At 41.6% G+C, this 11,942-nt stretch carries 13 protein-coding genes; all 13 read left to right on the forward strand.

Annotated features, from left to right (window positions below):
- Positions 1-146 (forward strand): transposase (locus Xedl_RS17000; RefSeq protein ID WP_143187461.1); only part of this gene is annotated, 146 nt, incomplete at its 5' end.
- A 25-nt stretch (positions 147-171) separates the two neighbouring features.
- Positions 172-969: an asparagine synthase-related protein gene (locus tag Xedl_RS17005; RefSeq protein WP_074024958.1), complete on the forward strand. Its 798-nt coding sequence runs from the start codon at positions 172-174 to the stop codon at positions 967-969.
- A complete protein-coding gene (locus tag Xedl_RS17010; RefSeq protein ID WP_074024959.1) occupies positions 966-1,919 on the forward strand; it encodes a TauD/TfdA family dioxygenase in 954 nt (317 codons plus the stop codon). The genes Xedl_RS17005 and Xedl_RS17010 overlap by 4 nt, the downstream gene beginning before the upstream one ends.
- A gap of 4 nt (positions 1,920-1,923) precedes the next feature.
- Positions 1,924-3,165, forward strand: a complete 1,242-nt coding sequence (locus Xedl_RS17015; protein WP_074024960.1) for an MDR family MFS transporter — start codon at positions 1,924-1,926, stop codon at positions 3,163-3,165.
- The gene (locus Xedl_RS17020) at positions 3,162-3,788 is read left to right on the forward strand and encodes an alpha/beta fold hydrolase (RefSeq protein WP_074024961.1); all 627 of its coding nucleotides are present in this window, start codon (positions 3,162-3,164) and stop codon (positions 3,786-3,788) included. Before Xedl_RS17015 ends, Xedl_RS17020 begins: the two co-directional genes overlap by 4 nt.
- Positions 3,789-4,566: 778 nt before the next feature.
- On the forward strand, positions 4,567-4,734 hold the full coding sequence (locus Xedl_RS27930; RefSeq protein ID WP_158024402.1) for a hypothetical protein: 168 nt from the start codon (positions 4,567-4,569) through the stop codon (positions 4,732-4,734).
- The gene (locus Xedl_RS17025; RefSeq protein ID WP_074024962.1) at positions 4,734-5,603 is read left to right on the forward strand and encodes an integrase domain-containing protein; all 870 of its coding nucleotides are present in this window, start codon (positions 4,734-4,736) and stop codon (positions 5,601-5,603) included. Before Xedl_RS27930 ends, Xedl_RS17025 begins: the two co-directional genes overlap by 1 nt.
- A 489-nt stretch (positions 5,604-6,092) precedes the next feature.
- On the forward strand, positions 6,093-9,398 hold the full coding sequence (locus Xedl_RS17030; RefSeq protein ID WP_074024963.1) for a P-loop NTPase fold protein: 3,306 nt from the start codon (positions 6,093-6,095) through the stop codon (positions 9,396-9,398).
- Between the two features lie 22 nt (positions 9,399-9,420).
- The gene (locus Xedl_RS33725; RefSeq protein WP_279625367.1) at positions 9,421-9,516 is read left to right on the forward strand and encodes an integrase domain-containing protein; all 96 of its coding nucleotides are present in this window, start codon (positions 9,421-9,423) and stop codon (positions 9,514-9,516) included.
- 6 nt (positions 9,517-9,522) lie between these two features.
- Entirely contained in the window at positions 9,523-9,645 is a 123-nt protein-coding gene (locus Xedl_RS35695; RefSeq protein WP_279625366.1) for a hypothetical protein, read from the forward strand.
- Between the two features lie 254 nt (positions 9,646-9,899).
- On the forward strand, positions 9,900-10,166 hold the full coding sequence (locus Xedl_RS17040; protein ID WP_074024965.1) for a helix-turn-helix domain-containing protein: 267 nt from the start codon (positions 9,900-9,902) through the stop codon (positions 10,164-10,166).
- Between the two features lie 824 nt (positions 10,167-10,990).
- Positions 10,991-11,359, forward strand: coding sequence for a helix-turn-helix domain-containing protein (locus tag Xedl_RS17050; RefSeq protein ID WP_074024967.1), 369 nt, complete (start codon positions 10,991-10,993; stop codon positions 11,357-11,359).
- A gap of 24 nt (positions 11,360-11,383) precedes the next feature.
- Entirely contained in the window at positions 11,384-11,875 is a 492-nt protein-coding gene (locus tag Xedl_RS17055; RefSeq protein WP_074024968.1) for a GTPase, read from the forward strand.
- Positions 11,876-11,942: the final 67 nt, after the last annotated feature.

An 11,942-nucleotide genomic window follows, 5' to 3' on the forward strand; every position in this document is an offset into this window, starting at 1 on the left:
AGCGATGGGTTGTCGAACGTTCATTTGGTTGGCTGGAAAAATGTCGACGATTGTGGAAGAACTGTGAGAGATATTTGAATACCAGCCTTCAGTTCGTCACTCTGGCATTTCTCGTCGTGTTGCTGCGCAGAAAAAATACTGAATAGGCTGTTAGAAAGTGCCGAGGAGTCAGTGCGCCTACAACCCAATTTGCATCGGATTTCTCTGGAACAAACAGCTTTTATGCCTGTGTTGCGAAAGGCGGTAAAAAACTTTGGTGCAGCAACCCGTATGTCCAGCCTGCTGATGTATCAACAAATAGCGGATGCAGTCGGGGATGCAGGATACCACTGTGTATTGCTGGGAGAGGGTGCTGACGAGTTGTTCTGGGGCTATCCACGCCACCTTGACCTACAACAATCAAAGCGACATGATGCAGGCAGTTTTGCCCGTATTTGGTTCGGTGACTACCAAAACAAAGCAAAGTTATTTTCTTCTGAAATTACCTCTGAACTGAATGATCAAATTGAAGAAATTTCTAATTCAGCCCTAAAGGAAGGGTATGAAGCAGCTATTGACCATTTCGATCTGCATTACTCTTTGGAGCCTCTGTTGCGTCGAGCTGATCATCTCCTGATGTCACGCACAATTGAAGCTCGAACACCTTATTTACATGCTGGACTCGGTATGCTGGCAAGTCGTTCCACACGCCTTGCGGATGGTATAACTAAAGCCCCACTGTGTAATTTACTCAAGAAACGGCTACCAAACTGGCAATGGAAACCTAAGCAACACTTCCGTTTACCTTTCGCCTATTGGCCTAAAGCAGTACAGGAAATGCGTCACTATCTGCAGGAACACTGCGAGTCATTACGCAATATCGGTCTGGTGAATTTAACACCTGCATATATAGAAACGGTGGATAATACTCAACTTTTTACTCTAACTACGCTTTCCCTTTGGCAACAAGAATATGAGGTGAATTTATGAGTTTTTCTTCCTACCCGCGCCCGATTGCTTGGCGAGGAAATATCGTGTTTGAACGTTCGGCTCGTTTTAATCAGTCGTTGGAAGCTCTGCTCAGAGCAATGGCGGAAGGCTATCAACCTGATAAAAGTGATGATATATTGCGTCGTAATTTGCATCGGGAACTTGAGCTGGAAAGTGGTGTAGTAGTGCATGATTCCCCAACGCTCAAATCCCTATCGGCTGCACCATTTCGAGCACTGTTTAATGAGTTTTGCCTTTGGTTTGGTATTCCAGTTTCAATTAACAAACAAGGACATTACTTAAAAGAAGTTCGTGATCATGGTGTACGCGATAGCCTTAATATGCCACAACGTGGACATTTAACTAATCAAGAGCTCGCTTTTCATTCTGATAGGGCAGATATCACTGTGCTGGGTTGTTGGAGTCCTGCTGCTCGCGGAGGTGCTTTTCGCATTCGTTCTTCTGCCGATGTAGTATTGCAAGCAGAACAACGCCGGTTTACTTGGCTTTCCCACCTAAAAAAGCCCATTCCTCATGATTTGCGTGATGAAGGTGATCAATCTTGGATTGCTTTGCCACTATTGAGTGAAAATCATGATCAATTTGTTTTACGTTATATACGTAAGTTTAACGATTCAGTAGTTCGCCATGGCATAGAGCAGGCACAAGAAATCAACCAGATGCTAACAGATATGGATTCAATTGTTGAACAGCCTGGTCATTACGCTGAACTGAACTTCAGTAAAGGAATGTTAGTAATGGTCAATAATCACATTACATTACATGCTCGCACTTGTTTTGAAAATGATGAAAAACATGAGCGTTGCTTGTTGCGTTGTTGGCTTAGCAGTGAATTTACTCGTCCATTACCCACAAGTTTTTTGCCTTTGTTTCATAGCGTAGACGCAGGAACTTTGCGTGGTGGCGTCCAGGCAGATAAGACATGGTGATCCGATGCAGAGTAAAACCTTTACCCTGGCACGTTTTCGTGCTTTACCCGCAGAAATTCATTTGATGTTGGTAGGCACCCTGCTAACGCGGGGAGCCTATTTTATGATCTGGCCTTTTTTAGCGGTGATACTGTACCGCCAGTTCAACTTCTCTGCAACTGCCATTGGTGCCTTACTCTCCATAGCTATCATCTTTGGTGCAATCAGTGGCGTCTATACTGGTTGGCTATCAGATCGTTTTGGTCGTAAACGCCTTATACTTTGTGGAACCACATTGAGTGCACTGGCTTTTGTCTTACTAAGCTATGGTAATAACCCCGCACTGTATGGCATTGGTATTGCTGGTGTCAGTATTGGTTGTGCTCTACTTGAATCCAGCTGCAAGGCATTAATAGGAGATCGTATTAATGATAAGGCTTCGCGTGAGCTGGCACTCTATTGCCGTTATTACGCTATCAATGCTGGTGCTGCGGTAGGTCCATTATTTGGGGTGACCTTAGGCGTTGACAAACAAGGTTTAACCTTTTTAATTACTGCCTCAATCTATTTTATTTATGGTTTGTTGCTATGGCGCTCACTGCACTATACCGTATGGCGAAGTACTACACCAAAGCAAACTAGTACCACATCTTCCACGTTTTTTGCCGCCTGCGGACAAATGATCCGTCATCGATTTTTTGCTTTGTTGATGCTTTGTAATATGCTGGCAGCCTTAGTATACGCCAGCTTCGATTCCACATTGGTCCAATATCTCACTCGTAGTCATGTACCAAATGTTATGTCGCTGATTGCTACCCTGATTGCGATTAATGCTCTGACTATTATTATTGCTCAGTTTCCTTTATTACGTCTGCTACAACGTTATTCTACTGGAGTTAGGCTAATGACAGGATTACTAATGATGCTATTGGCACAGCTGCTATTTGCTTTTGCTCCTGTTACACAATTTTATATGCTCGCTGTAGCAACCATCATCCTTAGTCTGGGTGAATTGGTAGTATTCCCTACATTCAGTGTGGAAGTGGATCAGATAACCCCAAATGCGTTACGTGGGAGCTATTTTGGTGCCGCTAACCTTTACCTATTGGGCAGTGCCGTTGCTCCATTGTATGGTGGTTTAATGTTGGATCTTGGCAACCACCAGATACTTTTTCTTAGCCTAGCAGGGCTTTGTTTGCTCACCATGATACTACAACGCACTGTAAACTCGATGAAACGGACACAAAGTGAGGTAACTACACCATGACTGCACGTATTCTGGTTTCAGGTTTTTTTTTACGTCGTGGTGTTTGGTCTCCAAATTTGATTGGGGAAGATGTAGATGATATCAGAGATCAATCAGAGTGTGACCTCCAGCATTGGCTAGATGAAGCGGAAATGCTTGCCTCGGCTTTTAATAAACCAATAGAAATTATTGGTCACAGTTTCGGAGGATATCTAGCACAATGCTTGGCAGCTCGATTGGGAGACAAGGTTAGCCATTTATGGTTATTGAGTGCGCTGACTAGCCAAGGTGGCAGTGCTCTTGAAAGCTATCAAGAGAGTGGACAAGAGGCGTTATCAGAAATTTGTAGGTTGGATATAAGTAGTGGTCGTATCTACTTACATAAACCTGAACGCTTCCTCACACTTTTAGGCCAATCTGTTCCTTTAGCATCAAGTGAGCCAGTGCAGTTATTACTTGCTCCGCCGCCACCACGTATAACTAACTTGAGCTGTCCAGTTAGCTATGTAATCACACAGCAAGATTTGCTAACACCTCCTTTACTACAACATACTTTTGCCAGCCGACTAAATGCACGGTTAATTAATTGGATAGGAGGACATATGTCTCCTTTAATGGAGAGCGAATGGCTGCATAGCAGATAAGTATAAGGGAATCACAGACCTCAATAAGAAAATTTACTTTGAAAGCGGTAGGAAGAGTTGTTACCTAGATTATCCCTATCGTTTTTTCTCAATTTCATATCAAATAAAAATTTGACCCTACTCGTTCCAACCAATAAAATATTTAATTGTTATCAAAGATCCATCACCTGTCAGGATCGCCTTCGGGTGGCGAAACAAAACTCCTGTAGCCTGAAAGGGAGAGCAAGATTGCGGTACATCTGCCCACCTTTGGAAGCAGATATTGTCAGACATAAACCCTTGTCTGGTAATGAAGGTTTCTTAAACTAAAAATACGCCCAAAAGGTGTTTTTATCTTGTCGCCGAAGGGTGTTGAACGTGGGTTCATACACTGACTTTTCAAATCAACATAAATCCTGTTTATCTTCAATGAACAACAGGATGGCTTTTGCGCATCCGTTCATACTTTTATCTATCCCTGTCTGAATTATTCAACAGGCAATTTTTCTACCGCTAAACCATTAACACATGACTGCCGTTTGACATTGAATCTGGCGGCGTTTTGCTGTACCCGTTGGTATTTCAACGCTTGCATAGCCGTTGCTGATTGTTCGAAAACTCAAGGCGTCACTTTTTGCGGGTTACCGCTGAAAGTGACGCCGCAGCCAAAGCACAACCCAACCCTGACAGACTCACGCCTGCTTCACTATACAGTGAATCTGACACTGCATTTTTAGATTGAAAAAGGAGAACTTGACGATATCGAGGCTGGCTTTTAGCCGGTGGGGATGACCTGCTTATGCAGGCGGCAGTACTGCGTACTCAACCGATACCCCGCAATACCTCAACCTGCGTTCACTCTGGCGCACAGATATCGATCAAGGGCAAAGCAGGTTTTTCTGTTTTGCCAGAATGGTCGCGCGCCAGAGATTGCATGTTGTCAGGTATAGATCGCGGGAGAAGCTAATGAGTCGATTGATTAAGGAATTAAAATTTTTTGCCCGGCAAGGCGGCGGCAGCCATAAGACCTGCCATGATCGCATTCGGATTGCTGGACGCTTGGGCGCGTTGTTATTGAGCCTGAATATTCAGGTGAAAAGCCTTAATAATTTGAAAGCCAAGCATGTGGAACAGTATGTTGATGCCCGTTTGTCTCAGGGGATCGCCAAACGAACGGTGCAAAATGAAATGGCTGCGCTGCGTAATATCTTTCGCATGGCAGGCCGGGAAAAACTGGAGACCTCGCCGCGTTTGAGTAATCAGGCATTGGGATTAAGCGACACCAGCCGCGCCGGAACAAAACAAGCAATCCCTGATGCCACGTTTCAGGTTGTTTATCAGAAAGCACTTGAACGTGATGCCGGATTTGCCGTCACACTGACACTTGCCCGATTGTTGGGGTTACGTTCTCAGGAAGCGGTGCAATGCAGTGCTTCATTGAAAAGCTGGCGAAAACAATTAGATCAACCAGAGCCGAAACTGCATGTTGTCTTCGGTACAAAAGGTGGCCGACCAAGACAAACCCGTGTACTGGATATCGCAGCGGTAAAAGAGGCTGTCGAACAGGCCATTACTATTGCAGAACAACGTGGCGGCAGGCTGATTGATAAACCCGACCTCAAGCAGGCCATGAACTACTGGCGGACACATACCACAAAGATTGGTTTAACAGGCTGCCATTCTCCCCATAGTTTACGCTATGCATGGGCGCAGGATGCACTGAATTATTACCAACAGAATGGTTTTAGTCGTCAGGAGGCAAGGGCATTGGTTTCAATGGATTTGGGGCACGGTGATGGTCGCGGGCGTTATGTAGAGCGGGTTTATAGCCGTTAAAGTGTATTAGCTATGTTAATCGCAATCAGATCTGACCCTATTGATAATCTGAGCGAAATCCAATCAGATAGTCCAGATAGTCGGCTTTGTGTCAGAAGCGGGCTTCTCCGATCATCTATTCATAAGTTCGACCCTTGGCTACAATATTGCGGTTTCAATAATTTTTTTAAAAACTGTGTCTTCTCTAAAAAGAGCAGTGTTTTCATCGGGTACTGCTATAGAAGTTCTGTTGTTCAACACAACCTCGGCTATGAGGCTTTTAGTTTTATCTTGCTTTTTGTTATCGCTTTGCAGCACCAAATCTAATGTTACACATATAAGGCTGGTTGATTTTGGAGAGCAACACAAAAATCTCACAAACTTGTATTGAAATATATAATGAAAATTTGTTTATGATTAACAAGTGGAACGGTTGTAATGCGGCTACACTGCAACCTTAAGAGTACATTTTCATGCTGGTAACAATTAGTTTATTTTTGTGGAGAAAGTATGCCGTTAAAGCTACAGCAGGAATCGCCTTCTGATAATGATTTATTTGAAGGTGAAAGTCATAAAAAAGTGGCTGAACGAATGGCCGGAGTGTTACGTGAAGTCGATAATAACATTGTAGGACTTGAGGGGGAACTGGGTTCTGGCAAATCAACTATTATAAATCTTCTAAAAGGCGAACTGAGTACTGAATATCGGTTCATTGAGTTTGATGCTGAACGTTATCACTATGGTAATACAAAGAAAGCGTTGATTGAAGTCATTTACAAGGGACTCAGTAATGAGACAGGAGCAGATCAGAAGAAGCTGGATGCCTACCGTAATCAGGCCCTTGGTAATATTATTGAGTACGAAAAAAGAGTAAACAGTCGGCTGAGTTGGTGGACGGTTATGTTCATTCTGTGTTCATTGCTGGCAGTACAGATGATTAGATACCTATTCATTGATATCAGCACGTTGATGATGACGGATAAGGCCGTCAGTAAATTAGTTCTATTACTGGAAGCAATTGGTTTTCTGTCTCCGGGGATACTCCTATTAGCACTTTTGATGAAACGAGTATTTAGCACCAAACCAGAGAATAAGAAGCAAGAGGATAAGGAATCAATCACTGTTGGCGATCTGTTTAAACGCAACAGTACAGATATAATATCTGAAACTTGGATGGTGAATCGTGAAGTGGGAACCATTGAACTTCACAATGCCCTGTCAGGTTTCACGGACAAAGATACGCTTCATCATGCTCTTCGTTTCATTCTTATTATCGATAACCTAGACAGAATTGTGCCTGACAAAGTGAAGGAACTATGGAGTGATATGGAGCTTATTGCCGGAACGACACATGAATATTTTCGTGTCATCATTCCTTACTCTGCACGCCAAGTGGCTTCATCTCTTGATATGGAAGGGCATAGCGGGCGGGAGTTTATTGCTAAGCGTATTCCTGTCACTTTCAGTGTCCCACCTCTAATTACAGCCGGATGGCAGGATGCTTTCAAAACAATGTGGTCTCAGACTGTTAGCGATTCGGATGAAGCATCTTGCACTGAAGTTATTCAGTTGGTAGAACGGTGGCGTCCCCAACAGTATCCACGCATCACACCACGTCTTCTGAAAAAATTGGTGAATGATATTTATATTCTGAATCTAACGGTTCCGGTTGGATCTCCTGAAGAACCATCGCGCTTCGTTCTTATAGCGCTTTATATTTTGATGGTGAGATATGGGGATTATGATATCAGGACTCTTCTACGTGATCCGTTCCAGGGCGAGCTAGATGAATCTGCGAGTCTGGCACCAGATGAGCAATCCGATAAACTTAAGGCTAACTACGCTCAGTTGAAGCGCATATTCAACAATGATGCGAATCGTTGGAGCGAGTATCTTATGAGCGTACATTATCAAGCACCGGCAGCACTAGCCCGAAGCGAATTAATTGATACCCCACTCATAGACGCCGTGAAATCGAAGGATTCCATCGCACTTGAAAGACTTGTTACTATGTGGGGCTTTACTCATGCTTGGCACCGTTGCGCTTCCGTGATGGATATGTCTTCGTGGCTGGAGACTGCGGCTGCGTTGCCATCAACCATACTTAATTTGGTTCAGCCACAAATTACTTTTGCATTGCAGCAACTGAATACCAGTTATGCAATACAAGCTCGAGAAGTTTTTAATCCCTCCCTAAATACCGCACTTTTAAACTTAATGCGGCTTAGCTCTATCAGCATTGAGCCATTCATGAAACGCCAACGTGCTTTTATCATTTCGGAGCTTGATGACTTACAGTCAGCGCCAAAGGATAGCGATACGAATGTTACCTCACTCCTCCGCGAGGCTGATCAGTATTCCAAATTGTTCGGTGCTAGTCTATTTGATTCAATGGATGTTGAAATACATGGCGATGTGTATGCGCGCTATCTCCTAAACAATGAGGAAAAATGGAAAGGGCTAAATATCCCTGCTATTCACTTGGACGATATTGAGACGGAAAACATGCTCCTTACTGTGTTGGAAGAACCCAGTGAGGATGTATTCAATCCGGGCGTCCTTCGGTTCATTGGTACAGGTAGTCTGTCTACTGAAAATATTATAAAAAAAGATCAGGATATTCTTTTATACATCAGCAAATTGTCGTCAAATTTTACCAGTAGGGTTGTAATCGATAATTTTATTGATTTCAGAAAACTCATCTTCACTGAGCAATGGAATTCATCCAGCCAACTCTCTCTGTTTGCCCATCAAACTACAATGCAGCAGAATTATCCGATTGAATTTGCCGCACATGTCGTTGCACATATGGTTGCAACTGATAACTTTACCGGAATTGAGGATTATAGTGATTATATTGAGGATGATGAGTACATCGGACTTCTTACAAACTATTTCAAATGTAGCAAGAGCTGGCATAAAATCGCCAACTCATTATCAAACAACAAGATGATACCGTTTGTTAAAGGTGCAATTCAACGGCTTTTCGAAGAAGATAAGCTAGAAAGATTAGATGTAAGCCAGTATGTGAAGAAAGATTATCCATTATTGAGTGCACACATTACTGGGGTTGATCTGATGGAACCCGTCATTGCGCGTCAAGAATTCTTCAACGACAGACTCAATTTGAACGAGATTGAACTGATAGATGAAGAAACACTCCTCGATTTGCTTCGAACTGAGGCTCTACCGGGCACCCATGAAAAACTTTATTCTTTAAGCGAATCATTGTTAGCAGCCGATATGCTTTTAGGTTCATTTGAATCGATATCTTCGAATAATCAGATAATTTTGCTCCATATGCAGAGTTTGGGCAGAAAAATCCATCTGAACCCTGATGTTAACAGCTTTACGGAGTGGTATCGATCTGTCTCAAGGGAAGAACTGGCGAAGGGTAAATACATTCGTTTTATCTGGGAGTTACTTGATGACGAGCAGCAACAGGATGTTTTGGTACAACTGCATGACGTCCTGCTAGAGATTCAGGTTAGCCAATCTACTCGGATTAAACTCATTCATGATTTTGGCGATGTAATTAACTTTACTGAGCCCGAAAAAGGAACCTCTCGCCGTGGCATTGGTGCATTATTTACCCTTGCGGAGAAAGATGTTTTGTTACGGGAGTGGTTGGACAGGCAAAATTATGCGTTGAGTCATTGGCCTAGCTCAGAAAATAGTTCTGTTGCAAAGTATATTATTGCTCATCAGAATTTATTTCCTGGCATCTGCAAGTCGTCAAAATTCATTGCAAAAAGGATCAAAGAAACTGAAGTTGAACAATTATTGGAAAATATAGAGCAAGTTGTAGAAGATTGAGCTGTATCAGTCTCAACCTAATATTTGGCAAATTATGAACTACTGGCGAACATACACCACAAAAATCGGTTTAACTGGCCCTCACTCTCCTCACAGTTTACGCTATGCCTGGGCGTAGAATGCTTTGGCGTTTTACCAACAAAATGACTTTAGCCATCAGGAGGTGAGAGCGTTGGTTTCAATGGATTTGGGATATGGTGACGTTCGTGGGCGTTATATTGAGCTGGTTTATAGCCGTTCAACTTAGTCGTTCAGTTATTGTGTTAGGTAAAACAATCAGTTAAAGTATTCCTGCCATTAGCAAAATCTAGTGGTGAGGTTTCGCAGCCTCGAAATATGGTGTCCCACTGGTAGGATGTTTCTACCAGTGCGTCTGCTATCACCCTTTCAATGGTGATTCAGGCGGGGGAGGCTTCGGCCTCGCCGGTTGGACACCACCGGTACTGCGAACCCTGTCTGAATCGCCACCATCAATATTAATTAATGGAAGGGGTAGCAGGAATGAATAACAACATTAGAACTGACTGGCATCAGGCCGATATCATCGCAGCATTACGTAAGCGTGGAACAACCTTAGCGGCTGTTTCTCGTGAAGCGGGACTCAGTTCATCTACACTAGCAAACGCATTCAGTAGGCCGTGGCCTAAAGGTGAATGGATTATCGCAAATTACCTTGGCATCCATCCCTCAGAGATCTGGCCTAGTCGATATTTTGATAGTTATGGTCGATTAGTTGAGCGTAAAGCTCGTAATAAACCACAGGAATAATCCTAGTACTGCTCGCTTAAGAGAAATGAGAGTATTAACTATCATTTTCTCAATTTGAAGAAATCAATAATGATAGGAGTCTCAAATTTCATTTTTCAGCACTTTTATGATCGTTATTCAAAAAAGTGCTTAAGCGAGCGGACTAAGTATATTATAAAACTTAGTGACAGAGTTCCTTTTGCCTTCGCATATCAAGCTGGGGATTTCAGGAAGGTTCATTCGCAGGTAATATCCTCCAGCTCCCATCAACTTAAAATGCATATACAAATACAGGATAAAACTGACAACATATACGATCATAATTAATAAGTTACCCCTATTATCAATACTAACAATTGACTAAATATTATCACAACATACCCGATTGAAATCTCAATCTACTATCACCATAAAAGCCCGTTTCTGTCATTTTCAGTCAAGCTAAAAATATCAATAGCAGTTCCTTTTTCTTCATTCTCACCTTTAGCCATGCTTTTTTAAACTGGAACATCCAGTAAATACTGCTGCACCTGTCCACTAAATACAGTGCTTTTTATGTTCTTGTAAGGATCGTTAAAAACACGTGAGTGCTGGAGTTTAATGGGGTAAAAGATCCTGATTTGATCTTGAAAATTAGGATGAGAAATACGTAACTTAGAAATCTATTTAATGAAGAAATATTTTTATATTGTAACTATTTCATTGCTATCACCGCTAAAAATATTAAGAACAAATATTGGCTTTATTGTATATTTATGCTTACTATTTATAAATACTCGGTTACGTTGTATTTTGATAGAAAAAACATCCATACAGTATTTATTGTTTATCTTACTGAGGCATTCATGAATGAATTATCATCAGATACGAATAGTTATGACTTTTATGATTCTAACCTACTGGTCGGTCAACGTATCCAATCGCGGCGAAAAGAACTAGGGGTGACAGCAACCGATTTAGCTAAGCGGATTGGTACAACTCAACAACAGCTATCCAGATATGAAAGAGGAACTAATAGAATTAATATAACTCATCTTGTTGCAATTTCTATAGAATTAGAAACTCCCATTAGTTGGTTTTTTATGGATTGCTTTGAGCATGTATCTAAAGAGGATACAGAACTAAAAAAATGCTTTGAGCAAATTTGGCCTCGTTTATCACATAAGCAACATAGAACGCTAATATTATTTTTGGCTGAACACATAAAAGCATAATTTTTTCTAGGGAGTAATTACAAGATGTTTGTACTGAATATAAAGGGTGCAATGAAATCACCGTCATTATGGTGCTTTCTTGCTATTGTTACAGTCCTTGGAACTTTTAAACCGAAAATTATATCTGATTTTGAACCTTATTTATCATTCTTTGCATGGCTAACTGTTGTTTTTATCTTCACTTACAATATAGTGAATTTTAAAAAGATATGGTTTAACCAGAAGGAACTAGAAAAAATATACAACTTTACTGAGATAAAAAAATTAAAGGAAATGCATGTTAGAACGGTTGTTGTTTTAGGGTTATCTAAAGTGGGAAAAACAACATTTATAAACTCACTATTCAATGAGTCTTCTGCTAAACAGAAGACACAAGATATAAATGGAAGATTAAAGAAACTTAAAAACAACCAATGCGTTATTTTTGTCGATGTAAGTGGTGACTCTATGTCTCAAATATATCAAGCATTACAAATAGCTGACGTTAACGCGATGCTCGACTTTAACATCCTATAACATTGGCTTGTTGAAGCCAGTCCCGTTGACTTTTACCTTGTTGAAAATTGGCAAAAATACCCAACGT

This window comes from Xenorhabdus eapokensis (assembly GCF_001908105.1).

What these genes read in the sequence shown, in the direction of transcription:
- Xedl_RS17055 (WP_074024968.1), top strand. Translation starts at nt 11,384, where the DNA reads ATGTTTGTACTGAATATAAAGGGTGCAATGAAATCACCGTCATTATGG.
- Xedl_RS17010 (WP_074024959.1), top strand. Translation starts at nt 966, where the DNA reads ATGAGTTTTTCTTCCTACCCGCGCCCGATTGCTTGGCGAGGAAATATC.
- Xedl_RS27930 (WP_158024402.1), top strand. Translation starts at nt 4,567, where the DNA reads ATGCAGGCGGCAGTACTGCGTACTCAACCGATACCCCGCAATACCTCA.
- Xedl_RS17040 (WP_074024965.1), top strand. Translation starts at nt 9,900, where the DNA reads ATGAATAACAACATTAGAACTGACTGGCATCAGGCCGATATCATCGCA.
- Xedl_RS17020 (WP_074024961.1), top strand. Translation starts at nt 3,162, where the DNA reads ATGACTGCACGTATTCTGGTTTCAGGTTTTTTTTTACGTCGTGGTGTT.
- Xedl_RS17015 (WP_074024960.1), top strand. Translation starts at nt 1,924, where the DNA reads ATGCAGAGTAAAACCTTTACCCTGGCACGTTTTCGTGCTTTACCCGCA.
- Xedl_RS17050 (WP_074024967.1), top strand. Translation starts at nt 10,991, where the DNA reads ATGAATGAATTATCATCAGATACGAATAGTTATGACTTTTATGATTCT.
- Xedl_RS17025 (WP_074024962.1), top strand. Translation starts at nt 4,734, where the DNA reads ATGAGTCGATTGATTAAGGAATTAAAATTTTTTGCCCGGCAAGGCGGC.
- Xedl_RS17030 (WP_074024963.1), top strand. Translation starts at nt 6,093, where the DNA reads ATGCCGTTAAAGCTACAGCAGGAATCGCCTTCTGATAATGATTTATTT.